The organism is Rhizobacter sp., assembly GCA_021153565.1.
In the GTDB taxonomy this organism is placed as follows: domain Bacteria; phylum Pseudomonadota; class Gammaproteobacteria; order Burkholderiales; family Burkholderiaceae_C; genus Albitalea.
This window is the reverse complement of sequence record JAJKJU010000348.1, coordinates 14,351-37,000: the sequence shown is the minus strand read 5'-3', so window position 1 is coordinate 37,000 and position 22,650 is coordinate 14,351. Positions and strand designations below refer to the sequence as shown.

The window sequence follows — 22,650 nt, the reverse complement described above, 5'->3', positions numbered from 1 at the left end:
CGTGCCCGAGCAGCACGTCAAAAGGCGCCTGATCTAGGCGCAAAGCGCAGCCATAGCCCGGGCTATGGCGAGCATTTGCAACGACGAGCAGGGGTCTTTTGACGTGATGAGCGGGCATGGTCGAAATACTCTCAGCCTCTCAGGGGCTCGTTTGGCCGAGAGCGTAGTCAAGCGCCAACCTGTAACCGGTGGCGCCCAGTCCGCAAATCACGCCGACGGCGAGATCCGAGAAATACGAGTGATGACGAAAGGGCTCGCGTTTGTGCACGTTAGACAGATGCACTTCGATGAACGGAAGGGCGACACCGGCCAAGGCGTCCCGCAGTCCGACGCTGGTATGCGTGAGAGCCGCCGGATTGATGATGATGAACTGCGTTCCATCGGTGCGGGCCTCATGCACGCGGTCGATCAGGACGCCTTCGTGGTTGCTTTGAAAGGAAACAAGCTTCGCGCCGGCTTTGGCTGCAATGTGTCCCAGTTCTGTATCGATCTGATCCAAAGTGGTCGAGCCATAGACGCCCGGCTCGCGGGTGCCCAGCAGATTCAGGTTCGGGCCGTGAAGGACGAGGACTTGCATCGAGCGCTGAAATACCGGGTCGGAAAGGACCCGGCAGATTGTTAAACCGGGCGAACTTTACGCGCTTTAGGGGACGTTACCGGTGCTTTGCAGGAAATTAATTGACTTGACAACTTTAAACAGGGCGTTTTGCTTCCCGGGTCAGGAATTTGCCCGTTTGACCCAGTTATCCAGGTCTGATGACGCCAAGGCGCCTAGCTTTCGTGCCAGGATTTTTCCGTCCGCTGCGAACACCACGGTGAAGGGAAGCGATCCGCTCACATTGCCCAGTGTCCGGCTCAGTTCGGCACCTTCCATCCCGCCCAAGCCGATGGGAAAGCTCATCGGAAGTCGCCCGAGGTACTCGCGTACCGGGGTCGGTCCGTCCACTGCAATCCCCACCACTTGCCAGCCCGCCGGCTGCTTTTCACGGTGGAACCGATCGAGCATGGGCAATTCTTTGATGCAGGGTGCGCACCAAGTTGCCCAGAAATTAAGTAGCAACGGACGGCCGCGCAAGCTGGCCATGCTCAGCGTCCCGCCGCTTGCCTGCTCGAAGCTCAATTGCCAGAGCGCGGACTCCATCTCCGAGCCGGATACCCGTGATCGGTACAGCGAGAAGCCCCCGCCCGCGGCCAGCGCCGCCGCGCCCACGCCCGCACCCAGGAGTATTCGTCGTTTCATGGGTTCATCAGAGTGCGCAGGGCGGCCAAGTCGCCCCGCTGGGTTCGGCCGCGCACATCCGGTTTCAATGCGCCGCGCAAGTCGTCGTGGTCGAGCACCGTGAGGTGAACGGTGACCAATTCGCCCAAGGCGTCGCTTCGGGATGCGAGGGTCAGCACGTCGACGGGTTCGCCGCGCGGGCCGGTGAGACCCCCCACGTCATAGTCGACGCCCTTGTCGATCAGTGCCAGTTCGGCTGCTTTCGAGTCGTCGCAGTAGAGCTGCAGATGCACGCTGGACAGCCGGGTGGCTGTTCCGCGCCAGACGGCGCCGGTGAGGTGAGGGCGAAATTCTGCAAGACGCTCCATCCATCGGACCGCCACTTCTCGCAGGGCGGCGAGTTCAGCAGGTTGGGTGTCGGCGCAAAAGAGATCGAGGTAGACCCGCACCTCGTCCTCAACTTCGTCGTTGCTCGGCAACTCGGCCGCCCGTGTGCCTTGCTTGCCCAAGATCTTGGCCGCGCGGCGCTTTGCCGGTCCGTACTCCATGCCCTCCTCGACCACGAGGCGGGCAGCGGTGGCGGCGATCTCGGCCGTGAATGTGGAGGACATGCGCTCGATTTTAGGTGGGGCGATGGCAGGCTGCTTCCCTGCCCGTTCATAGTCTGTCGGCGGTCCGCATCAGGGCAGTTCCACGGCTCCCATGCGCGCCATGACAGTGCCGGCACGGCCGAGTACGTAGGCTGAATCGGGCTTCTTCTCGAAGCGTTTGGGAGCGGGCAGCATCACGGCCAGTCGCGCCGCCTGCGACGGCCCAAGTGCTGCCGCGCTGGTGTGGAAGTAATGTCGTGCCGCGGCCTCGGAACCGAAGACACCTTCCCCCCACTCGACGCTGTTCAGATAGATCTCGAGGATGCGTTGCTTGCTCAGGAGGCTTTCCAGCATGAACGTGATGAGGAACTCCTGCCCCTTGCGTGCGACGTTGCGCTCGCTGCCGAGAAAGAGGTTCTTCGCCAGCTGCTGCGTGATGGTTGAGCCGCCGACGATCTTTGGCGTCACGTGTGTAACGGGTTTGGGCGGTGGCGGCGGCGCTGTCGCAGATGCCGGCTTGCGCCTGCTGGCCCTCGCGGTCTCTCGTGCAGCCTGTTGCGCTGCGCGCTTTTCGAGTTCGGCATTGATCTTCGCGACCCGGGCTTCGGCGGCCTGGTTTTTCTCCCATGCTCTTTCCAGCGCATCCCATTCGACGCCGCTGTGGTCGAAGAAGTTGGCGTCTTCAGACGCTATCACCGCACGCTTAAGCGGCGTCGCAATATGCCCATAGTCGGCCCATTGCTGACTCCAGCGGATCTGGTGAGTCTCCTTCAGCAGCCGCCACGCCTCGGAGCGCTGAAAGGCGGTGGACTGCGGGTCGACCACGGTCATCAGCGCCACACGCATCAGGAAGTAGAGCTGCAAGGCTACAAAAGACAACAGCACCAGCGCGACGATGCGCCACAAGTGCCGAAGGGTGCGCGCCCAGGCGTCTTTCATTTGCCCGCAAGCTGTTGGCGCAGCGCGGCAAGCACGGTGCCGGTCGGCGGCCGCAAACCGCGCCACACCAGGAAGGCTTCAGCCGCCTGCTCGACGAGCATGCCCAAGCCGTCCCGGCCGATGGCGCGATGCGCGGCGGCCCAATCGAGAAAGCCTTGCGCAGCCGGCCCATACATCATGTCCAGCGCCAAGGTGCCAGGGCGCAACACACGCGCTTCGACAGGAATGGCTGCGCCGGTCAGGCTCGTGGCGGTGGCGTTGACTACAACGTCGAATGCATCGCCTGCATCCGTCAATGTGGCGGCACGCAGCTCAGTGTTTTTGGCTCGCGCCAACTCGCGATGCCGCTCGACGAGCGCCTTCGCCTTGTCCACGCTGCGGTTTGCTATCACGAGCTGAGCCGCGCCTGCGTCGATCAGCGGCCCCATCACGCCGGCTGCCGCACCGCCCGCGCCGATCAGCAGCACGCGCAGTCCTGTGAGGCGCATGCCCGCATTGCCTTCAATGTCGCCGACCAGCCCCGCGCCGTCGGTGTTGTCGCCGAACCAGCCATCTGCATCGAATCGCAGAACGTTAGCTGCCTGCGCCAGCTCGGCGCGTTGGCTGCGCCTTTTCGCGAGCTTGTACGCATCGAACTTGAAGGGCACGGTAATGTTGCAGCCTCGTCCGCCTTCGTCGGCAAATCGGCGCACGGCGGCCTCGAACGCATCGAGCGGGCAGAGCAGCCGGCCGTATTCCATCGACTCGCGGGTCGCCTCGGCGAAGTGAGCGTGAATGAAGGGGGACTGGCTGTGTTCGACCGGGTTGCCGGCCACGACGTAGCGATCCATCAATCTGTTGGGGCGAGCTTAGAGGCTGAGAGTTTTTCGAGCGTGCCCGAGCAGCGCGTCAAAAGACACCTGATCTAGGCGCAAAGCACAACCATAGCCCGGGCTATGGCGAGCATTTGCAACGACGAGCAGGGGTCTTTTGGCGTGATGAGCGGGCATGATCGAAATACTCTCAGCCTCTCAGGACGTGGCCTGAAATAATTTCGCGTTCTGGGGGCGCAGGGCAGGCGGGCTGCGGCGTTGCTTCTCGCTTGCGTGGCCCGCCACACGGCGCTCGACGCGCCTTGCATCGCATCCTGCCCTGCGCCCCCAATTGCTTTGGGTCATGCTTAACGTCCCGGGTTGGCCATCAACGTGGTAGTGAGTCCGCCTTCGCCTGCGAAGGTGAAGCGCGAAGTGATTTCGAGTTGATCGGCTTCGCGCCGCATTGTGGAGGTAAAGGGCCCAAAGGGAGCGGCAGCCTTGACGATGGCCAGCGCCCGCTTGTCCAACAGCGTTGATTGCGACGGTACTGCGACCTCTGAATCGACCACTCGGCCAAGTGCGTCCACGGTTAACACCACCACCAGCTCGCCGTAAAGCTTGGCCCCGCGGTTTTCTGGAAAGTTATGCGTGCCGCGCTCTTCGATTTTGCGGCGCAAGCGGTCGTAGTACATCGCGTAGGCGGCTTCCTTGGTGGCCGGGCTGATGTAGCGCTTCTTGGGACGCGAATTCTCTTCGTTGATGCGCTTTTCGATTTCCGCCGTGAGCTGCAGCAGTTGCCGGCGCTGCTCGGCGGCCGACTTGCCGTCGGGGGTCTTCGCCTCCTGTTGGGGGTCGGGTGCGGGCAGGGCTTCCATCTGCTGGCGAAGCCGGGTGAGCAACTGCCGCTGTTGTTCCTGCAACTGCTCGATCTGCTTGCGTGACGACTCGATGCTTTCGCCCAGTTCGACCGTGGCCGACGGCGGCAACGGTGACGTGGCACGGCCCTTCTCGAGCTCGCCGCCACCTGCAAGCGTTGCCTGCGCGATCGCCTGCGCCTTGGCAGGCTCTTCCTTCGAGCGTGCATTGACGAGGATCACCTCCAGCGGGGTGTCCTGAAAAATGCGGTCGAAGGCCTGCGGATTCGAGCGCTGGATTCCGAGCAAGGCCGCGTGAAAACCCAGCGACCCGAGCAAGGCGATCTGCAGTGTCGAAAGCTTGCGCAGCATCGCTTGGTCAGGCCACGGTGGCGGCCGCGGCCGTCTCGTCTTCGCCGTCCTTGATGTCGATGGCGAGCGTGAGCGGGCCGGCACTCTCGGCAGCTTCTTCTGCATCCGCGTCGTCAACAGCCGTGTCAGTCTGCGCTTGCACATCGTCGATGCGCGAGATCACATTGGCATGCACGTCGAGCGTGAGCAGATCGGTGCCCGTGATGCGTACGCGCACATGCGCGCCTCGCGGCAGGCTGTCTGCGCCCAACGCGCGGAACACAAGCGGCAAGTCGTCGGCGCGGACGAGGCCATCTTTCATGACGGCGGCGTCGAGTTCGGTGATCTTGTTCTGCTCGAGGTACTTCAGCGTCCAGTAGCGCTCGATGCCCGACTGGAATCCGTTGTAAGCGGTGTAGGCCGCATCGAAGCCGGAGATGACCGAGAACAGCGCCGCGTCCTTGGGCTTGAAAGGCGCTGCAAGCGCGGCGGTGCGGCCGTGGCGTGCGCAGGCAATGATCTGCCACTGGTTCACGAGGTCCACGTAGCGCCGCAACGGCGAGGTGGCCCACGTGTATTGCGCCACGCCCATGCCCGCATGCGGCGCGGGCTTCACGCCCATGCGCACCTTCACGCCCGGCGCGAGACTGGCCTGGCTGCGATAAATGCCAGGCACGCCGCAGTCGGCGATCCATCCGCCCCAGGTGCTGTTGGCAAGAATCATGGCCTCGGCCACGATGAGGTCGAGCGGCGCACCGCGACGGCGCGTCCCGATGGACACGGACTCGTCCCCGCGCGGTTCGCGGCCGTCGTTGCCCTCGAGGCGAAAGTTGTAGTCCGGCCGGTTGAAGTTTTCAGGCTTGCCGCGTGCGACTTCGCGCAAGGCTTTCAGATGGTTGGCAAGTCGGAAAGCGAAGGCGAGTTCCGGCGCGAAGCGGTAGGTCGCCTCCGCTTCGCCCGTGAGCGATGCTTCGGTGATCACGCTGTCGAGCTGATCGTGCCGAAGATTTGCGACGATGCTCACCCGTTCGAGCTTCGTCTCGCTGGCCTTGACTTCAAACGAGGCTTCATCGAAGGTCACGTACAGCGACACCGCAGGGCAGTCGCGCCCTTCGGTCAGGGTGTAGGCCTGAACAACGTCATCGGGCAGCATGGTCAGCTTGTAGCCGGGCATGTACACGGTAGACAAGCGATCGCGTGCGACCTTGTCGACATTGCCGTCGGGTGTGATCGCCAAGCCGGGCGCGGCAATGTGGATGCCGAAAACGACAGTTCCCGTGCCGAGACCTTGCACGGACAAGGCATCGTCGATCTCGGTCGTGGCTGAATCATCGATGGAAAATGCCTGTGCCGCCGACAGCGACAAGGCTTCCTTGATCGGCGGTGCCGACAGAGACGGAAAACCCGTGCCCTTCGGAAAGTTCTCGAACAAGAAGCGCTTCCAGTGAAACTGGTAGGGCGAGTCGATGGCGCCGGCGTTTGTCAGCAGATCGAGCGGCGCCTTTTGCGCCCGCTTGGACGCCTCGACCACTGCCTTGTATTCGGGTGCGTTCTTGTCGGGTTTGAAGAGAATCTTGTAAAGCTGTTCGCGAACTGATGCCGGGCACTGCCCGTTCACCAACTCGGTGGCCCAGGCATCGATCTGCGCCGCAATCTGCTTCTTTCGCTCGATGCCCAGAAGGGCCGCCTTGACAATCTCTTCAGGCGCCTTCTTGAAGTTGCCCTTGCCCAGCCGTCGAAAATAATGAGGCGCCTCAAACAGCCGGAAAAGCGCCGCTGCCTGCTTGGTGATGTCGGCGCTGGCATCGAAATAATCGCGAGCAAGATCCGCGAATCCAAATTCCTGCTCCGGCGCAAACTCCCAGGCCAGATCGAGATCGATGTCCCGCGCGACTAACTGCGCGGAAGAAATGAGTTCGGCAGGCGACGGCTTCTCGAACTTGAGGAGCACGTTGGCCGCCTTGACTTTGACGCGCTTGCCTGAGTCCAGCTCGATCTGCATCGAGCTGTCCGCCTCGGTCATCACCCGCCCGGCCAGAAATTTCCCGCCGTCTTCAAACAATGCATACATCTTGTGAATTGTCGCCCATGCGCAAGGCCGTCCGGGTTCCAACTTGTGGAAGAGTGGGCAAAGCACGGCGTGAGAGGCCGAGCCCTGCACCCGCTGCACACCATCGAGCCGGCTCACTAGAGAATGTGAAGCCTGTGCCCATGGCGAGACCTATAGTTCCCCCATGCCGCTGCTCGGGTGAGACGCTCGCAGCGCCTCCACCACCGCGACACACTCAGAGGAAACACACCATGGTCAAGAAAGTCAAGAAAATGGCTGACAAGAAGGCCGCTTCCACTGCTGGTATTTTCGACAGCGTTCTCGCCGGCACCGTCAAAGAATCGGCCCAGCAGATCTGGTTGGCCGGCCTCGGCGCCTTCTCGAAGGCGCAGGAAGAAGGTGGCAAGGTCTTCGAGGCCCTCGTGAAGGAAGGCACCTCGCTGCAACGCAAGACGCAAGCCGCCGCGGAAGAAAAGATCGGTGACGTGACAAGCAAGATGAGCAATATGGCGGGCGACGTGACGGCCAAGGCCGGCCAGCAATGGGACAAGCTCGAATCGATTTTCGAGGAACGGACCTCCAAGGCACTGAACAAGCTTGGCGTGCCTTCTTCGAAGGACGTGGAAGCCCTGATCGCCCGCATCGACGAACTGAGTGCGCAAGTCGCCAAGCTGTCGAAGACCGCTCCGGTTCGTGCTGCGAAGAGCGCGGCTGCGAAGCCGGCGGCTGCGAAGAACGCCAACAGCGTCGCCAAGCCTGCCGCCAGGCGCGCTTCGGCCCGCCGCGCTGTGTGAGCGTCATTCATCGATTGGACAAGGGTGCTTCGGCGCCCAGCGTCACCGATCTGCGGGAAACACTTCGGGCACGCCGTGCACAGGCTTTCAACGGCTGGAAGGCGTCCTCAATGACCTCGAGCATGCACTACCTCGGTGAATCGCCATTGGATTGTTGACACCTGTTTTGCAGTTGATGGTCCGGAAGATGCATCACGCGATACATTTGCCCCCAATGTGAGCGTGATAGGAAACGGCGTGTCCGCTTCGATTCGGTTTGGTCACTGCGAGCTGCAGCCGCACGAGCGGCGCTTGTTGATTCACGGCGAACCCGCCGTGCTTGGCGCACGTGCGTTCGACGTTTTGCTGGCCTTGGCCAAGCGAGCCGGCGAACTCATGGGCAAGAACGAGCTCATGGACATCGTGTGGCCCGATGTCGTTGTCGAGGAAAACAACCTCCAGGTGCAGATTTCCACCCTGAGAAAGCTGCTGGGGCCGGACGTCATCGCCACCATTCCCGGCCGAGGCTACCGCTTCACAGCGCGCATCGATGAGCAGGTGCCGAAGGCGATCGAATCGACCGGCACGCGACCGTCGATCGCGGTGCTGCCTTTTGCCAACCTGAGCGGCGAGCAAGGGCAGGAATATTTCGCGGACGGCCTCGCCGAAGACATCATCGCGAGCCTGGCACGATCGAGTTGGCTCTTCGTCATCGCACGCAACTCCTCATTTACCTACCGCCAGAGCAAGCTCTCGTTCGGTGCGATCTGCCGCGAATTGGGTGTGCGCTACCTCGTGGCGGGCAGCGTGCGGAGGGCGGGCGACAAGCTGCGCGTGTCTGCCGAACTGGTCGATGGCGCGCGCGGCGAGACTGCATGGGCAGACCGCTTCGATCGCTCACTGACCGATCTTTTCGCGGTGCAGGACGAAATTTCGTCGACCATCGCCGGCACCATCGAACCAGTGTTCCTCCGCCGCGAAGAAACTCGGGCCGTGCACCACGCGCCGCGCGACATCCAGCATTGGGACCTGCTCATGCGGGCGCGCTGGAATTTCTGGCGCTCCACGCCGCAAAACAACAACGAGGCGAGGCGCCTGCTCGAGCAGGCTCTGCAGGTCAAGCCCAATGATTCGGCCAGCCTCGCGCTTCTGTCATTCACCTACATGTCCGACGCCTGGCGTGGCAAATCGGACGATCCGGTACGGCTGATCCGCGAAGCCAATCGCCTCGCGCTGGAAGCCGTACGCAACGACGACCAAGACAGTTACGCGCACTTCACGCTCGGCACCGCGCTGTCGTGCATCAACAAGCTCGAACCTGCGATGGCCGAGCAACGGCGCGCGCTCGACCTCTATCCGAACTTCGCTGCCGCCGCAGGCGAACTCGGCCGGCTGCTCGCTTTCTCAGGCCGCTTCGACGAAGCGATGGAGCAGGTGCGGCGTGCCGTGCAGTGCAGCCCGAGCGACCCACACCTGAGCTTATGGCTGCGCTCGAAGGCGATCGCGTGCTTCATCGAGGGGCACATGGAGGAGGCCGTACTGCACGCGATCGAAGCGGTGTCCAAGCGCCCCGACTGGTTTTTCAACTATTACCTGCTCGCCGCCTGTCATGCGGGAGCCGGTGACCTTCCCCGCGCTCACGAAGCCATGGCCGAGGCGCGCCGATCGATGCCCGTCTACAACATGCTGACGCTCAAGGTCGGGCACCCGTTTGCCGATCTGGCTCAGCTCGATCGCTTCGTCGCGGCTCTCAGACTTGTGGGATGGGAAGGCTGACAAAAATATGCGCCCGCCCGAGCGCATCGGGCACCGACAACGATCAAGGAGGAAGAATGGCTGAGACAACTGCACCTCAGAAGATTGCAATTCTTGGAGGCGGCATCGCTGCGTTGAGCACCGCATTCGAACTCACGAGCCAGCCCGAATGGCAAAAAAAGTTCGACGTCACCATTTACCAGCTCGGCTGGCGATTGGGCGGCAAGTGCGCCACTGGCCGCGGGCCCAACGACCGCATCGAGGAACACGGTATCCACGGCTTTCTCGGCTGCTACTACAACGCGCTGCCGATGATGCGCGAGTGCTATGAAGCGCTCGGCCGCAAGCCCGGCCAGCCGCTCGCGACGTTCGAAGAAGCCTTCAAGCCCGAGAGCTTCGTCCTGATGTGGGAGTTCATCGACAACAACTGGAAGCGCTGGCCTTTCACTGCGCCGACCAACGATTTGTCACCCGGGGATCCTTCGTCGCTGGGGAAAGTCACCGACTGGGTCAGCGCGCTGGTGCGCTTCGTGAAGCAGCTCTTCGAAGACAACCTCAGCCACATTACCAAGGGCAATCCCTTCGAGGCCGAAGTGGGGCGCCTGCTGATGCATGGGCTCGATGCAGCGCTCAAGGTGGCGCTCGAAATCGGCGCAGACATCATCGACTTGCTCGACAAAGCTTGGGAGTGGCTCGCCAAGCACCTCGGCACCAGCTTTGCCGACAATGACGACCTGCGACGCATCTACATCGTGAGCAACTTCCTGCTCGCGATCGTGCGCGGCACGATCAAGGACGACATTGCCAACAAGGGCTTCGACTCCATCGACGACGAGAACTTCGCCGACTGGCTGCAGCGACACGGCGCATCGCTGCTCACGGTGTCGTCGGCCATGTCGCTGAACACCACGAACCTGTCCTACCAATATCCCAATGGCGACACCACGCGCACGGCGACCATGGGCGCGGGTGCCTACCTGCACTGGACGCTGCGCAGCTTCGCCTACATGGGCGCCTTCGCCTGGTTGTTCGAGGCCGGCACCGGCGAGACGGTGATCGCACCGATGTACGAGGTGCTGAAGAAGCGCGGTGTGAAGTTCGAGTTCTTCCACAAGGTCGAGTCGCTCGAATTGAGCGCCGACAAAAAGTCCGTGGCGGCAGTCAACATCGGCATCCAGGCCACGCTCAAGAACCCAACAGTCGAATACCAGCCGCTGATCGACGTGAAGGGGTTGCCTTCGTGGCCCGCGGACCCGGACTACTCGCAATTGGCTGAAGGCGACGCATTGAAGGCGGAGCAGATCGACCTCGAGTCGTATTGGACGCGCTGGCAGCCGGTCGCGCACAAGCGACTGATCGCCGGCAGTGACTACGACCGCGTTGTGTTCGCCATATCCATAGGCGCCGTGCCCTATTTGTGCAAGGAACTGCTCGATGCGCGGCAGGACTGGCGCGACATGGTCGACAAGGTCAAGACCGCGCAGACGCAGACCATGCAGCTCTGGTTCAACCGTTCGACCAAGGACATGGGCTGGGACTTCGAGTTCAAGAACGAGTACGACACGGTGATTGGCGCGACCTACATCAATCCGCTGGACGGGCAGGTCGACTTCACGCACCTGCTGAGGTGGGAGTCATGGCCGAAGGCGAACACGCCCAAGGCCTTGTGGTACTTCTCGGGCGTCATGCCCGACTACGACGAGCCGCCGCCCTTCACCGACACCGAATACCCTCGTCGCCAGAACGAGCGCGTGAAGGCGCAGTGCATTCAATACCTGCAGGCCAGCATGGGCCCGTTGTTGCCGCTGGCCACCACCAACAAGGTCAATCCCCCGGGCGACCCGATCGGGCTCGACTTCAGCTTGCTGCAGGGTTATGACGAAGCCAACGCCGGCGCTGGCTCAAAGCGTTTCGACCAGCAGTTCTGGCGAGCCAACATTGACCCGACCGAGCGCTACGTGCTGTCGCCGCCGGGAAGCACGAAGTATCGACTCAAGGCCTGGGGCACGGGCTTCGACAACCTCGTGATCGCGGGGGACTGGATTTACACAGGGCTCAACGTGGGCAGCGTTGAGGGTGCGGTGATGGGCGGGCGGCTTGCGTCGCACGCGATCAGCGGCTTTCCCGCACTGTCGGCGATCACCGGGTATCCGGCGAACAGGCGTGTTCAAGCGAGGGCATGACTCGCCTCAAACGAGAGCCATCCACCCGAGAGTGATCCACCCGATGAGGGAGATGGTGGCTACACCGCCGAACAGCAGCATGGGCGGGCGGGTACTTCCAAGGCGCGTCACAGTGATGCGGTGTGGCTCGGTGGTGTGCTCCAGGTATTCAGGCTGGTCGGTGCTGGTGCCGACCGATTTCCAGTCGACCATGTCCTCGTCCCACTGGGCATCCAACGGCTCGCGCGACTCGCGCCTGGACGGGAGCCACGATGCCGGTACGGGCACGTCGGACGCGGGCTGGCGGCACACCATCACGTCGGTTTGACGCGATACCTCCTTGAGGTTTTGCGCGAGGAGCGCAACCAGCAACGACATCGGGCGGTGCCGCTTCCGCATCACGGGAGAGTTGGACATCTGCATGGCGGTGGCTGCGTTCATTGGCGACTCCGGCGTTCCTTGATTCAGTGATGCCACTGTCGCTTTTGGCGAGGCTCAAGTCCTGAGGCGCTACTGAAATGTCCTGAAGCCTGACGTTACAGGTTCCACCATTGCCAGAAGCCCAGCAAGCCGACCGTCATCACGACGTAGCGAGCAAACTTGCCAATGGACATATAGAACACGCAGGGCCAAAAGGGCAGGCGCAGCCAGCCGGCGACGGCGCACAGCGGATCGCCGACGATGGGAAGCCATGCGAGCAGGCAGGCCTTCGCGCCAAATCTCTCGAGCCATCGCAGTGCGCGAGGATGGGCAGCGCTGACATCGTGCGTGACACGCTCGTACGCCCGTTCCGCGCCGAAGCCCATCCACCAGGTGACGGCGCCGCCCAGCGTGTTGCCGAGCGTAGCGACCAGGATTGCCGGCCAGAACAGGCTTGGGTTCAATTGGATCAGTCCGAAGACCACTGGTTCGGAGCCGAGCGGCAGCAATGTCGCCGAAATGAAGGCGACGATGAAGATCGTGCTGAGTCCGTATTTCGGCAACGCGAGAAAAGCCAGCAGCGATTGAATCCATGCATCCATCAAATGCATTATGCGAACGGTGTGATGGGCGCCGGAAACCAAAATTCGAGCCGCTATACTTCTGCCTCCTTTTTCAGCACCCTTCCATTTCCACTCCCTATGAAAATTGGCCACATCGAGCTGGCGAACAGCCTCTTTGTCGCGCCGATGGCCGGGGTGACGGATCGGCCCTTTCGCCAGTTGTGCAAGCGCCTTGGAGCGGGCTATGCGGTGAGCGAGATGGTGACCTCGCGCAAGGATTTGTGGACGAGCCTGAAGACGAGCCGCCGCGCGAACCATGAGGGCGAGGTCGCACCGATCTCCGTGCAAATCGCCGGTACGGATGCCGCCATGATGGCCGAGGCCGCCGCCTACAACATCGACCGCGGCGCGCAGATCATCGACATCAACATGGGCTGCCCGGCCAAGAAGGTCTGCAACAAGTGGGCCGGCTCGGCCTTGATGCAGGACGAGACTCTGGCGGTCGAAATCGTCCAGGCGGTGGTGGCCGCATGCGCCCCCCGAAACGTGCCAGTCACCTTGAAGATGCGCACAGGCTGGTGCGATGCGCAGCGCAACGCCGTGCGCATCGCACGTGCGGCAGAGAGTGCCGGCATTGCGATGGTGACCGTGCATGGACGCACTCGTGAACAAGGCTACAAGGGGATGGCCGAGTACGACACCATCGCAGCGGTCAAGGCGGCCTTGCGCATCCCGGTCGTCGCCAACGGCGATATCGACTCGCCCGAAAAGGCAAGCGAGGTGCTGCGCCTGACTGGTGCCGACGCCGTGATGATCGGCCGTGCCGCGCAAGGCCGGCCGTGGATATTCAGAGAGATCGCGCACTTCCTCGCGACGGGCGTTCACCTTGCCGCGCCCGAGGTGGTGCAAGCCAAGCGCTGGCTGCTCGAACACCTCGAGGACCACTACGGCCTCTATGGGGAGTACGCCGGAGTGCGCACCGCACGCAAGCACATCGGGTGGGCCGTGCGCGCCTTGCCAGGAGGAGAAGCGTTTTGCGCCGAGATGAACCTGCTCGAATCGTGCGACGCCCAGGTGCGCGCAGTGACTGAGTGGTTCGACGAACTCGCTGATACGCATCTACTGCTGCCCGCTTCTGCCGGTGCAGCGAATGAACCGGTCATCAAACAACAAGCATGAGCAAGAAACACATCGAGGAGTGCATCCGGGACAGCCTGGAGAACTACTTCAAGGACCTGCACGGTGTAGAACCGACAGCGATGTACGACATGATCTTCAACGTCGTCGAGAAGCCGCTTCTCGACGTCGTGATGAAACATGCCGAAGGCAACCAGAGCCGTGCGGCGGAGTGGCTCGGCATCAACCGGAACACGCTTCGCCGCAAGCTCGTCGAACATAAATTGATCACGTGACGCCAATGACCCAACTCACCGCCCTTGTCTCCGTCTCCGATAAAGCCGGCGTTCTCGAATTCGCACGTGAACTGCACGGCTTGGGCGTAAAGCTCCTGTCCACCGGCGGTACCGCCAAGCTGCTGGCGGATGCGGGCCTGCCTGTCACCGAAGTCGCCGACCACACGGGCTTTCCGGAGATGCTCGACGGGCGCGTGAAGACCTTGCATCCAAAGATCCATGGCGGCCTGCTCGCACGCCGAGACGTGCCGGCGCACATGGCGGCGATCAAGGAACACAGGATCGACACCATCGATTTGCTGGTGGTGAATCTCTACCCCTTTGAAGCGACCGTGGCCAAGCCCGGCTGCACGCTCGAAGACGCAATTGAGAACATCGACATTGGCGGACCAGCGATGGTTCGCTCTGCCGCCAAGAACTGGAAGGACGTGGCGGTACTCACTGACTCGTCGCAGTACGCGCAGGTGCTGGCGGAACTGAAGGAGTCGGGCAGCGTGACCCAGGCGACCAAGTTCGCGCTATCGGTGGCGGCCTTCAATCGCATCTCCAATTACGACGGCGCGATCAGCGACTATCTGTCGTCCCTGAAAGTCGACGGAACGCGTAGCGAATACCCCGCGCAAAGCAACGCCCGCTTCATCAAGCTGCAAGACCTGCGCTACGGCGAGAACCCGCATCAGACAGCAGCGTTCTATCGCGACCAGCATCCCGCTCCCGGCTCGCTGGTCACGGCCAAGCAATTGCAAGGCAAGGAACTCTCGTACAACAACATTGCCGATGCCGACGCCGCATGGGAATGCGTAAAGAGTTTCGACACGCCCGCCTGCGTCATCGTGAAGCACGCCAACCCCTGCGGCGTGGCCATGGGCGCGGGTCCGGCCGAGGCCTATGCCAAGGCCTTCAAGACCGACCCGACCTCCGCCTTCGGCGGCATCATCGCCTTCAACTGCGAACTCGACGCGACTGCGGCGCAGCTTGTTGCCAAGCAGTTCGTCGAAGTGCTGATCGCCCCGAGCTTCACGCCCGAAGCTTTGCTGGTGTTTGCCGCCAAGGCCAACACGCGCGTGCTGCAGATCGCTTTGCCCAAGGGCGGCGCGACGGCGTGGGACCAGGGCCGCAATGCGCAGGACGTGAAGCGCGTGGGTTCGGGCCTGTTGATCCAGACGGCCGACAACCGCGAAGTGCAAGCGGGAGAACTGAAGGTCGTGACGACGCTGCTGCCGAGCGAAGCGCAGATGAACGACATGCTTTTTGCGTGGAAGGTCGCGAAGTACGTGAAGAGCAACGCCATCGTCTTCTGTGGCGGTGAAATGACGTTAGGCGTCGGCGCGGGGCAGATGAGCCGCATCGACTCGGCGCGTATCGCGAGCATCAAGGCAGAGAATGCCGGCTTGTCGTTGAAGGGGTCGGCGGTGGCGAGCGATGCCTTCTTCCCGTTCCGCGATGGGTTGGATGTGGTGTGCGAAGCGGGCGCCACTTGCGTGATTCAGCCGGGCGGCAGCGTGCGCGATGATGAAGTGATCGCTGCAGCGAACGAGCGCGGCATTGCGATGGTCCTGACCGGCGTCCGGCACTTCAGGCACTGAGGATGAAACTTCCTGAGGCAGCCGGTCTTTTTCTCGCATTCCTCGCCCGCCTCATCACTGGCGCACAGGGCCACTGGTACGGCTGCCCGCCCAAGGCTGAACAGCGCATCTACTTCGCCAACCACCAGAGCCACTTCGACTGGGTATTGATCTGGGCGGCCTTGCCGAGCGACTTGCGCTCCATCACACGGCCTATCGCCGCTCGTGACTACTGGACGTCCAGCAAGCTCAAACACTGGATCACCCGGGAAATCTTCAACGCCGTCTACGTCTCGCGCCAGCGCATTGACGACCAGGATCCGCTCGAGCCCCTCGTCGAAGCCTTGAGCCATGGCGACTCGCTCGTGATCTTTCCCGAAGGCACACGCGGCAACAAGGGCGACCCGATGCCTTTCAAGTCGGGGCTTTATCACCTCGCCGAGCAATTCCCGAATGTACAACTCGTTCCCGCCTGGATCGACAACGTGCAGCGTGTCATGCCCAAGGGAGAAGTGGTGCCGGTGCCCATCCTCTGCTCGGTGACCTTCGGCGCGCCAATTCAACTCGAACGGGGTGAAGACAAGCGCATCTTCCTTGCACGCGCTCGCGATGCGGTGCTGGCGCTGAGGAGCATCCGCTGATGGGCGCGCTTCGGGACTTGAACATCACCCAGCAGGTGGGCCTGCTGTTCCTCGCGCTCTTCGGCGTCCTCGCGCTGGTCACGATCGTTGAAGTGGGCCGCACGATTCGCGATCTATCGCCTGAGCTGCAAGAACGCCACGAGCAGTTCAAGCGTGACCTGCGCGCGGTGTGGTGGGGTGCAGTGATCTTCTGGATTTCATGGGTGCTCGGCGCCATCGTTGCGACCCTGCTCTTCGGCCTCGTGTCTTTCATCGCCTTCCGCGAATTCATCACGCTCACGCAAACGCGACGAGCCGATCACCGCGGCCTCTTGCTGGCGTTCTTCTTCGTGTTGCCCTTCCAGTTCGTGCTCGCGGGAAGCCAGAGACTCGATCTCTTTACGGTGTTCATTCCGGTCTACGTGTTCTTCGCAATTCCGGTGATCAGCGCTATCGGCAACGATCCGCAGCGATTTCTGGAGCGCACATCGAAGATTCAGTGGGGAATCATGGTCTGCATCTACGGCATGAGCCATGCGCCGGCCCTGCTGCTGATTGATCTGCCCGAATACGAGGGGCGGGGCGCCTTCCTTGTCTTCTACCTGGTCGTCGTTGTTGCTTGCGCTCAGATTGCGCAGGAGTTCGCCACGCGCCGCCTTCGCCGCCGGCCGGTTGCTCGCGCGATCAGCCGATCGTTCTCATGGCGAGCCTGGGCCATCGGGGCGGGTGTGGCAGCGTTCGTGGGTGCATTGCTCTACTGGGCCACGCCGTTCAAGCCGATTCCTGCCTTGGTGATGGGTCTCATCGCCGGTGGGACGGGTACGTTGGGCGAGTTCGTGATGAAGGCGCTCAAGCGTGATGCAGGGGTGAGAAGCTGGGGTGGCAAGGCCTCGGTCACGGGCGCGGTGGGGTTGCTGGATCGGGTTGCGCCGTTGTGCTTTTCGGCGCCGGTGTTTTTTCACGCCGTGCGCTGGTACTTTGGACTTTGATTCTTTGCCCGGGTGCACTGAAAGGCAGAGTTTTTCGATCATGCCCACTCATCACGCCAAAAGACCCCTGCTCGTCGTTGCAAATGCTCGCCATAGCCCGGCCATGGCTGCACTTTGCGCCTCATATGGTCGCGTTCATCCATCAGATTTTGTAATTGCTCGTTCGAGGTCGATCAGGTGACGCGCATTCTCGGCATCGACCCAGGCTTACGAACCACCGGCTTCGGTGTCGTTGAAACAGAGGGCGCGCACTTGCACTACGTTGCCAGCGGCACGATCAAGACTGATGCTGTCGACATCGGCCAATTGCCGGCCCGACTCAAGATCATTTTCGACGGCGTGCGCGAGGTCACCGGCCGCTACCGACCGACTTGCGCGGCCGTGGAGATCGTCTTCGTGAACGTGAACCCTCAGTCCACACTCATGCTCGGCCAGGCACGCGGCGCGGCGCTCACGGCACTCGTGTCGAACGACTTGGACGTGTCCGAGTACACCGCGCTGCAGATGAAGAAGGCAATCGTCGGCCACGGCCAAGCCCGCAAGGAACAGGTGCAGGAAATGGTGATGCGCCTTTTGAATCTGCCGGGCCTGCCGGGCAAGGATGCAGCCGATGCCTTGGGTCTGGCCATTTGCCATGCGCACGCGGGCTCATCCTTCGCCGCCATGCAAAAGGGCACGACGCTCGCGCGCCGGGCCCATGCCCAGTACCGGCGCGGCCGGACTTACTGACTGCGATTTCCTGCGCGCCTGCGGCGCACCAACGGGAGCAGGGCAAGACCGCCCAGCATCAACAGGTATGTCGATGGTTCCGGCACGGGTTGCGGGATGTCCGAATTCTGCTCCATCGCCCTAAATCCGAGTTCCATGTCGAAATGCGTCGGCGCATCGGTGTCATTGCGCAGGAACAGGGAGACGGCCTCTGACTCGTGGGTATCGCCAAAGAGTAGGTAGGGTGGCCATTCGAACTGTGAGTTGCTGGCCGTGTCGGTGTGGCCGTGTCCGCCGCCAAGGATGGTCAAGTATTCATTGTCGGTCGACGACCTGAATAGGTGGGTGTCTACCGTCAGGATGCCATTCCATTCAATGGCGCTGTGCGCGCTCAGCGTGCCCGTGAGGCCCGCCATGGAGCATGACGTCGAGTGGCTGTAGTTCGACCAGAATTCACCGCCGCAGAAATGGGGCGTGTTCCAGTCGGCGAGGGAGGTGCCGAAAAGGAGCGTGAGCTCCGGCGTCACACCGTCGTTCGGATCGAGGTCGCGAAGTTGCAAGCTGGGACTCGTCACGCTGACGCTGAATGTTCCGGCTTGGGCGATCGAGCAGGTCAGCAGCAGGGCTGCCAAGAGAGCACGCATCAATAATCCTCCTGAGTGTTATGGGGCGCGGAGTATAGGAGAACCTTCTCGGCGGACTTCACCTTGATGGGGGGGTGGCGTCGCCGCCAGACGCCCATCCACAATGGCGTCGCCTGCCCTCTACAATTTCGTTCGATGGTCGTCTCCACGGCTTCCCTTAAAGGATTTCTTTCAATGAGCGCCGAGCCTCCCGCCTTCCCTCCGCATCCTACGTCCCCGGACCTGAGCCACATCGCACCTCGCGACAAGGCGGAGATCTTGGCGGAGGCGCTGCCCTACATCCGGCGCTTTCACGGCAAGACCATCGTCATCAAGTACGGGGGTAACGCCATGACCGACCCGGGCTTGCAACAGGATTTCGCTGAAGACGTGGTGCTGCTCAAGCTCGTGGGCATGAACCCGGTGGTGGTGCACGGCGGCGGCCCGCAGATCGACGAGGCGCTGGCCAAGGTCGGCAAGAAGGGCACCTTCATCCAGGGAATGCGGGTCACGGACGATGAAACCATGGAAGTCGTCGAATGGGTGCTCGCAGGCCAGGTGCAGCAAGACATCGTCGGTCTGATCAACGCGGCTGGCGGCAAGGCAGTGGGCCTCACGGGTCGTGATGGCGGATTGATCCGCGCCCGCAAGCTCAAGATGCTCGACAAGAATGACCCGACCAAGGAACACGACGTTGGCCAAGTCGGCGAGATCGAGTCCATTGACCCGGCGGTGGTGAAGGCGCTGCAGGACGACCAGTTCATCCCAGTCATTTCGCCCCTCGGATTCGGCGGCAACAATGAAAACTACAACATCAACGCCGACGTGGTGGCAGGCAAGCTGGCCGAGGTGCTCAAGGCAGAGAAGTTGATGATGCTCACCAACATCTCGGGTGTGCTCGACAAGCAGGGCAACCTGCTCACCAATCTCTCGGCGCGCGAGATCGATGAGCTGTTCGCAGACGGCACGATCTCGGGCGGCATGCTGCCCAAGATCTCGTCGGCGCTCGACGCGGCGAAGAACGGGGTCAACACGGTACACATCATCGACGGCCGCGTGCCGCACGCGATGCTGCTGGAAGTCCTGACCGAGCAGGCCTATGGCACCATGATCCGTTCACATTGAAAAGGGATTGGGCCCCCCAGTGGATTGGGCCCCCTAGTCGCTGGCGCTCCTGCCCCCAAGGGGCGCCACCCGGCGGACCGGCAGAGCCGGATCCGCGGGCGTGGATTGGGCCCCCCAGTCGCTGGCGCTCCTGCCCCCAAGGGGCGCCACCTGGCGGACCGGCAGAGCCGGATCCGCGGGCGTGGCTTGATGTTGCAGTCGCTGGCGCTTCTGCTTCGGGCTGTCCTATTGGTTCGATTGGGGCTTTGAAGCTTTCGAGCACCACAATTTGCCGACGACCTGGCTGTTCGACCTCGATAACACCCTTCACGATGCCTCGTACGCCGCCTTCGGCCCAACTACGGAGGCGATGACGGCATATATCGTGGAGCATCTGGAAATGCCCGCGGTGGACGCCAACGCCTTGCGGCTGCAGTACTGGAAGCGCTATGGGGCGACGCTGCTCGGTCTGGTCAGGCACCACGGCGTGAAGGCATCGCACTTTCTTGAAGAGACTCATCAGTTGCCCGGCCTGGAGCAACGCCTGCGCATGAGCGCGCATGATCGCGCCGCACTGAAGCGCCTGCCGGGGCGCAAGTTCATCCTGACCAACGCGCCGCGCTCGTACACGCTGCGGGTGCTTGACACCTTGCGACTGACCGGCCTGTTCGACGGAATCATCAGCATCGATGACATGACGATGTTCAGCCAGCATCGGCCCAAACCCGACGCGCGCATGCTTCGCCACGTTGCGGCGCGGCTCAAGACCCGCCCGAGCCGATGCGTACTGGTCGAGGACACGTTGGATCATCAGCGTTCCGCCCGTCGAGTCGGGATGCGCACGGTCTGGATGCAACGTTACCTTCGTGCCGCAATTCACGCCCCGGGCGAATGCATAAAAGTTGGCATTCACCCTTGCCCTAAGCCTGCATATGTGTGTGCCAGAATCAACCGGATACAAGCTTTGCGCTCGATTTGGTGCATTCGCGATGACAACTCAGACTGAGCACACACCCGAAGACACCGTCCCTGTGAACGTCACAGGCGCTGAGATCGCTGCGAGCGTGGTCACGGGTCCGGCGGGGGGGCGAAAGCGTCCCAAGCCGGGTGAGCGCCGCGTGCAGATTTTGCAAACGCTGGCTTCCATGCTCGAACAGCCGGGTGCCGACCGTATCACCACCGCGGCGCTGGCCAGCAAGCTGGATGTGTCCGAAGCGGCCCTGTATCGCCACTTTGCAAGCAAGGCACAGATGTTCGAGGGGCTGATCGAGTTCATCGAGCAAAGCGTGTTCACGCTCGCCAACCAGATCATCGAACATGAGGAAGTTGGTTCCGTTCAGGCGCAAAAGATCCTCGCAGTGCTGCTGCAATTCGGTGAAAAGAACCCTGGCATGACCCGCGTGATGGTGGGTGATGCGCTGGTGTTCGAAAACGATCGGTTGCTGGCCCGTATGAACCAGTTCTTCGACCGCATCGAATCGCAGCTGCGCCAGAGCCTGCGAGTCGCCGCCGAAGCGGCTGGGTCGGCGACTCCGACCGTCGATGCCAATGCTCAGGCCTCGGTGCTGACCGCGTTCGCTGTCGGGCGTCTCCAGCGCTACGCGCGCTCGGGATTCAAGCGTGCGCCGACTGAATTCCTGGACGCTGCGCTGCGATTGATGGTCCCTTGATCCGACGGGGTCATAGCATCGACTGAATGGTGACACTCACCGTCGGCGGTCATGTCCTGACGCTGCTGCCTGAGAAGGCGGCCTTCCTCAGAGATTTCCGCACTCTGCTGGTGGCTGATGAGAGAGGGTGATCGCGTCTTTGCGCTGGCGGACGACCACGTCGCCGAGGTATGAGCTGCCCATAAACTCCCGCCATGCCTGATATCGATTCTTTCTTCACCCGTGCCGAGAGGCTCATCTCTCGACTTGAAGCCGTGCTGCCACATCCGCTCGCCTCGCCTGACTGGTCGGCGTCCATCGCCTTTCGCTACCGCAAGTGCGGCGGATCGGGTCGGCTCGAACCCGTCAAGCACGTCGCCCCAATCCGCCTCGAGCACTTGCGCGAGGTCGAGCCGCAAAAGGAAAGGTTGCTGCGCAACACCTTGCAATTCGTCGAAGGCCACGGCGCCAACAACGTGCTGCTGACGGGCGCGCGAGGCACGGGCAAGAGTTCGCTGATCAAGGCCTGCCTCAACGAATTCGCCCCCAAGGGACTGCGCTTGATCGAAGTCGACAAGGCCGATCTGGTCGACTTGGCCGACCTCGTCGACCTCATCGCCGAGCGTCCGGAGCGCTTCATCGTCTTCTGCGACGATCTCAGCTTCGACGAGGGTGAGGCAGGCTACAAGGCGCTCAAGTCGGTGCTCGACGGATCAGTTTCCCAGGCGTCTGAAAACTTGCTCATCTACGCCACAAGCAACCGCCGTCATCTCCTGCCCGAGTACATGAAGGAGAACCTCACCTACCAGCACACCGAGGATGGCGAAGTGCATCCGGGCGAGATGGTGGAAGAGAAGATCTCGCTTTCAGAGCGCTTCGGGCTGTGGATCAGCTTCTACCCGTTCAGCCAAGCGGAATACCTCTCCATCGTGGCCGAGTGGCTGCGTGGTTTCCGGGTGAGCGAAGAGGCCATCGTGGCGGCCAGGCAGGAGAGTCTGGTCTGGGCGCTTGAGCGAGGGTCCCGATCGGGACGGGTTGCTTTCCAGTTCGCCAAGGACTATTCCGGGCGGCATCACTCATGAGCGAGCGCAAACCCGTGGACGTCGCGGTCGGCGTCCTGATCGATGGCGACGAACGATTCCTGCTCACCTCCAGGCCCGAAGGCAAAGTCTATGCGGGCTATTGGGAATTCCCGGGAGGAAAGCTCGAAGCCGGCGAGTCGGTAGAGGAAGCGCTGCGGCGCGAACTCCATGAAGAACTCGGAATCACCATCGGCCCCGCTCATCCGTGGAAGGTCGAGATGATGGACTACCCCCACGCTCTGGTGCGTCTGCATTTCTGCAAGGTCTACGAATGGGATGGCGAGTTAGAAATGCGCGAGCAGCAGGCGATGGCGTGGCAGAACCTGCCGGTCGAGGTCGTTCCTGTGCTGCCCGGTACCGTGCCGGTCCTCGAATGGTTCGCTTCGGAGCGTGGGTTCAGTGGTGCGACGCACAAGGGGTGATTGCTA

At 62.2% G+C, this 22,650-nt stretch carries 24 protein-coding genes; 14 read left to right on the top strand and 10 right to left on the bottom strand.

Translation table 11 applies throughout. The features are described from left to right. Window positions 1-139: 139 nt before the first annotated feature. The 7 genes from aroQ to AC30NL_RS21510 form a co-directional block, all read right to left on the bottom strand. A complete protein-coding gene (gene aroQ, locus AC30NL_RS21540; RefSeq protein ID WP_489466028.1) occupies window positions 140-577 on the bottom strand; it encodes a type II 3-dehydroquinate dehydratase in 438 nt (145 codons plus the stop codon). A 141-nt stretch (window positions 578-718) separates the two neighbouring features. Then, window positions 719-1,240: a TlpA disulfide reductase family protein gene (locus AC30NL_RS21535; RefSeq protein WP_489466027.1), complete on the bottom strand. Its 522-nt coding sequence runs from the start codon at window positions 1,238-1,240 to the stop codon at window positions 719-721. Further along, on the bottom strand, window positions 1,237-1,830 hold the full coding sequence (locus AC30NL_RS21530; RefSeq protein ID WP_489466026.1) for a hypothetical protein: 594 nt from the start codon (window positions 1,828-1,830) through the stop codon (window positions 1,237-1,239). Before AC30NL_RS21530 ends, AC30NL_RS21535 begins: the two co-directional genes overlap by 4 nt. A gap of 69 nt (window positions 1,831-1,899) precedes the next feature. Beyond that, window positions 1,900-2,748, bottom strand: coding sequence for a transglycosylase domain-containing protein (locus tag AC30NL_RS21525; RefSeq protein ID WP_489466025.1), 849 nt, complete (start codon window positions 2,746-2,748; stop codon window positions 1,900-1,902). Continuing rightward, complete coding sequence (aroE, locus tag AC30NL_RS21520; protein ID WP_489466024.1) at window positions 2,745-3,578, bottom strand: shikimate dehydrogenase; 834 nt, start codon at window positions 3,576-3,578, stop codon at window positions 2,745-2,747. The genes AC30NL_RS21525 and aroE overlap by 4 nt, the downstream gene beginning before the upstream one ends. Window positions 3,579-3,907: 329 nt before the next feature. Further along, window positions 3,908-4,768, bottom strand: a complete 861-nt coding sequence (locus AC30NL_RS21515; RefSeq protein WP_489466023.1) for an energy transducer TonB — start codon at window positions 4,766-4,768, stop codon at window positions 3,908-3,910. A 7-nt stretch (window positions 4,769-4,775) separates the two neighbouring features. Further along, window positions 4,776-6,818 carry a ribonuclease catalytic domain-containing protein gene (locus AC30NL_RS21510; RefSeq protein WP_489466022.1) on the bottom strand — a complete coding sequence of 681 codons (2,043 nt, stop codon included), beginning with the start codon at window positions 6,816-6,818 and terminating at the stop codon, window positions 4,776-4,778. A 230-nt stretch (window positions 6,819-7,048) separates the two neighbouring features. Between AC30NL_RS21510 and AC30NL_RS21505 the strand changes: the two genes are divergently transcribed. The 3 genes from AC30NL_RS21505 to AC30NL_RS21495 all read left to right on the top strand — a co-directional run bounded on the left by AC30NL_RS21505 (window position 7,049) and on the right by AC30NL_RS21495 (window position 11,508). Then, window positions 7,049-7,591 (top strand): phasin family protein, encoded by a 543-nt coding sequence (locus tag AC30NL_RS21505; protein WP_489466021.1) that lies wholly within the window; start codon window positions 7,049-7,051, stop codon window positions 7,589-7,591. Between the two features lie 237 nt (window positions 7,592-7,828). After that, the gene (locus AC30NL_RS21500) at window positions 7,829-9,346 is read left to right on the top strand and encodes a winged helix-turn-helix domain-containing tetratricopeptide repeat protein (protein WP_489466020.1); all 1,518 of its coding nucleotides are present in this window, start codon (window positions 7,829-7,831) and stop codon (window positions 9,344-9,346) included. Window positions 9,347-9,402: 56 nt separating this feature from the next. Beyond that, the gene (locus AC30NL_RS21495) at window positions 9,403-11,508 is read left to right on the top strand and encodes an NAD(P)-binding protein (protein ID WP_489466019.1); all 2,106 of its coding nucleotides are present in this window, start codon (window positions 9,403-9,405) and stop codon (window positions 11,506-11,508) included. Between the two features lie 6 nt (window positions 11,509-11,514). Here AC30NL_RS21495 and AC30NL_RS21490 read toward each other — a convergent pair whose 3' ends face one another. Then, window positions 11,515-11,928, bottom strand: a complete 414-nt coding sequence (locus tag AC30NL_RS21490) for a hypothetical protein (RefSeq protein ID WP_489466018.1) — start codon at window positions 11,926-11,928, stop codon at window positions 11,515-11,517. A 95-nt stretch (window positions 11,929-12,023) separates the two neighbouring features. Then, window positions 12,024-12,509 carry a YqaA family protein gene (locus tag AC30NL_RS21485; RefSeq protein ID WP_489466029.1) on the bottom strand — a complete coding sequence of 162 codons (486 nt, stop codon included), beginning with the start codon at window positions 12,507-12,509 and terminating at the stop codon, window positions 12,024-12,026. A gap of 99 nt (window positions 12,510-12,608) precedes the next feature. Between AC30NL_RS21485 and dusB the strand changes: the two genes are divergently transcribed. The 6 genes from dusB (at window position 12,609) to ruvC (ending at window position 17,785) form a co-directional block, all read left to right on the top strand. Continuing rightward, the gene (dusB, locus tag AC30NL_RS21480) at window positions 12,609-13,649 is read left to right on the top strand and encodes a tRNA dihydrouridine synthase DusB (protein ID WP_489466017.1); all 1,041 of its coding nucleotides are present in this window, start codon (window positions 12,609-12,611) and stop codon (window positions 13,647-13,649) included. Beyond that, window positions 13,646-13,882, top strand: a complete 237-nt coding sequence (locus tag AC30NL_RS21475; RefSeq protein WP_489466016.1) for a Fis family transcriptional regulator — start codon at window positions 13,646-13,648, stop codon at window positions 13,880-13,882. Before dusB ends, AC30NL_RS21475 begins: the two co-directional genes overlap by 4 nt. A gap of 5 nt (window positions 13,883-13,887) precedes the next feature. Beyond that, window positions 13,888-15,468: a bifunctional phosphoribosylaminoimidazolecarboxamide formyltransferase/IMP cyclohydrolase gene (purH, locus tag AC30NL_RS21470; RefSeq protein WP_489466015.1), complete on the top strand. Its 1,581-nt coding sequence runs from the start codon at window positions 13,888-13,890 to the stop codon at window positions 15,466-15,468. 2 nt (window positions 15,469-15,470) lie between these two features. Further along, window positions 15,471-16,088: a lysophospholipid acyltransferase family protein gene (locus AC30NL_RS21465; RefSeq protein WP_489466014.1), complete on the top strand. Its 618-nt coding sequence runs from the start codon at window positions 15,471-15,473 to the stop codon at window positions 16,086-16,088. Then, window positions 16,088-17,056, top strand: a complete 969-nt coding sequence (locus AC30NL_RS21460; RefSeq protein WP_489466013.1) for a phosphatidate cytidylyltransferase — start codon at window positions 16,088-16,090, stop codon at window positions 17,054-17,056. The genes AC30NL_RS21465 and AC30NL_RS21460 overlap by 1 nt, the downstream gene beginning before the upstream one ends. A gap of 177 nt (window positions 17,057-17,233) precedes the next feature. Beyond that, entirely contained in the window at window positions 17,234-17,785 is a 552-nt protein-coding gene (gene ruvC, locus AC30NL_RS21455) for a crossover junction endodeoxyribonuclease RuvC (protein ID WP_489466012.1), read from the top strand. Here ruvC and AC30NL_RS21450 read toward each other — a convergent pair. Further along, entirely contained in the window at window positions 17,779-18,408 is a 630-nt protein-coding gene (locus tag AC30NL_RS21450; RefSeq protein ID WP_489466011.1) for a PEP-CTERM sorting domain-containing protein, read from the bottom strand. The genes ruvC and AC30NL_RS21450 overlap by 7 nt on opposite strands. Before the next feature lie 174 nt (window positions 18,409-18,582). On the opposite strand from AC30NL_RS21450, the gene argB reads away from it, so the two are divergent. The 5 genes from argB to AC30NL_RS21425 all read left to right on the top strand — a co-directional run bounded on the left by argB (window position 18,583) and on the right by AC30NL_RS21425 (window position 22,644). Further along, the gene (gene argB, locus AC30NL_RS21445) at window positions 18,583-19,512 is read left to right on the top strand and encodes an acetylglutamate kinase (protein WP_489466010.1); all 930 of its coding nucleotides are present in this window, start codon (window positions 18,583-18,585) and stop codon (window positions 19,510-19,512) included. A 268-nt stretch (window positions 19,513-19,780) separates the two neighbouring features. Next, a complete protein-coding gene (locus AC30NL_RS21440; protein WP_489466009.1) occupies window positions 19,781-20,497 on the top strand; it encodes a pyrimidine 5'-nucleotidase in 717 nt (238 codons plus the stop codon). Next, entirely contained in the window at window positions 20,481-21,161 is a 681-nt protein-coding gene (slmA, locus tag AC30NL_RS21435; RefSeq protein ID WP_489466008.1) for a nucleoid occlusion factor SlmA, read from the top strand. Before AC30NL_RS21440 ends, slmA begins: the two co-directional genes overlap by 17 nt. Before the next feature lie 194 nt (window positions 21,162-21,355). Beyond that, window positions 21,356-22,222, top strand: coding sequence for an ATP-binding protein (locus AC30NL_RS21430; protein ID WP_489466007.1), 867 nt, complete (start codon window positions 21,356-21,358; stop codon window positions 22,220-22,222). Further along, window positions 22,219-22,644 (top strand): NUDIX domain-containing protein, encoded by a 426-nt coding sequence (locus tag AC30NL_RS21425; protein WP_489466006.1) that lies wholly within the window; start codon window positions 22,219-22,221, stop codon window positions 22,642-22,644. Before AC30NL_RS21430 ends, AC30NL_RS21425 begins: the two co-directional genes overlap by 4 nt. Window positions 22,645-22,650: the final 6 nt, after the last annotated feature.

Bases quoted from the DNA above. Each gene is read 5' to 3' on its own strand.
- aroQ (WP_489466028.1), bottom strand. From the start codon at position 577: ATGCAAGTCCTCGTCCTTCACGGCCCGAACCTGAATCTGCTGGGCACC.
- AC30NL_RS21535 (WP_489466027.1), bottom strand. From the start codon at position 1,240: ATGAAACGACGAATACTCCTGGGTGCGGGCGTGGGCGCGGCGGCGCTG.
- AC30NL_RS21530 (WP_489466026.1), bottom strand. From the start codon at position 1,830: ATGTCCTCCACATTCACGGCCGAGATCGCCGCCACCGCTGCCCGCCTC.
- AC30NL_RS21525 (WP_489466025.1), bottom strand. From the start codon at position 2,748: ATGAAAGACGCCTGGGCGCGCACCCTTCGGCACTTGTGGCGCATCGTC.
- aroE (WP_489466024.1), bottom strand. From the start codon at position 3,578: ATGGATCGCTACGTCGTGGCCGGCAACCCGGTCGAACACAGCCAGTCC.
- AC30NL_RS21515 (WP_489466023.1), bottom strand. From the start codon at position 4,768: ATGCTGCGCAAGCTTTCGACACTGCAGATCGCCTTGCTCGGGTCGCTG.
- AC30NL_RS21510 (WP_489466022.1), bottom strand. From the start codon at position 6,818: ATGTATGCATTGTTTGAAGACGGCGGGAAATTTCTGGCCGGGCGGGTG.
- AC30NL_RS21505 (WP_489466021.1), top strand. From the start codon at position 7,049: ATGGTCAAGAAAGTCAAGAAAATGGCTGACAAGAAGGCCGCTTCCACT.
- AC30NL_RS21495 (WP_489466019.1), top strand. From the start codon at position 9,403: ATGGCTGAGACAACTGCACCTCAGAAGATTGCAATTCTTGGAGGCGGC.
- AC30NL_RS21490 (WP_489466018.1), bottom strand. From the start codon at position 11,928: ATGAACGCAGCCACCGCCATGCAGATGTCCAACTCTCCCGTGATGCGG.
- AC30NL_RS21485 (WP_489466029.1), bottom strand. From the start codon at position 12,509: ATGGATGCATGGATTCAATCGCTGCTGGCTTTTCTCGCGTTGCCGAAA.
- dusB (WP_489466017.1), top strand. From the start codon at position 12,609: ATGAAAATTGGCCACATCGAGCTGGCGAACAGCCTCTTTGTCGCGCCG.
- AC30NL_RS21475 (WP_489466016.1), top strand. From the start codon at position 13,646: ATGAGCAAGAAACACATCGAGGAGTGCATCCGGGACAGCCTGGAGAAC.
- purH (WP_489466015.1), top strand. From the start codon at position 13,888: ATGACCCAACTCACCGCCCTTGTCTCCGTCTCCGATAAAGCCGGCGTT.
- AC30NL_RS21465 (WP_489466014.1), top strand. From the start codon at position 15,471: ATGAAACTTCCTGAGGCAGCCGGTCTTTTTCTCGCATTCCTCGCCCGC.
- AC30NL_RS21460 (WP_489466013.1), top strand. From the start codon at position 16,088: ATGGGCGCGCTTCGGGACTTGAACATCACCCAGCAGGTGGGCCTGCTG.
- AC30NL_RS21450 (WP_489466011.1), bottom strand. From the start codon at position 18,408: ATGCGTGCTCTCTTGGCAGCCCTGCTGCTGACCTGCTCGATCGCCCAA.
- argB (WP_489466010.1), top strand. From the start codon at position 18,583: ATGAGCGCCGAGCCTCCCGCCTTCCCTCCGCATCCTACGTCCCCGGAC.
- slmA (WP_489466008.1), top strand. From the start codon at position 20,481: ATGACAACTCAGACTGAGCACACACCCGAAGACACCGTCCCTGTGAAC.
- AC30NL_RS21430 (WP_489466007.1), top strand. From the start codon at position 21,356: ATGCCTGATATCGATTCTTTCTTCACCCGTGCCGAGAGGCTCATCTCT.
- AC30NL_RS21425 (WP_489466006.1), top strand. From the start codon at position 22,219: ATGAGCGAGCGCAAACCCGTGGACGTCGCGGTCGGCGTCCTGATCGAT.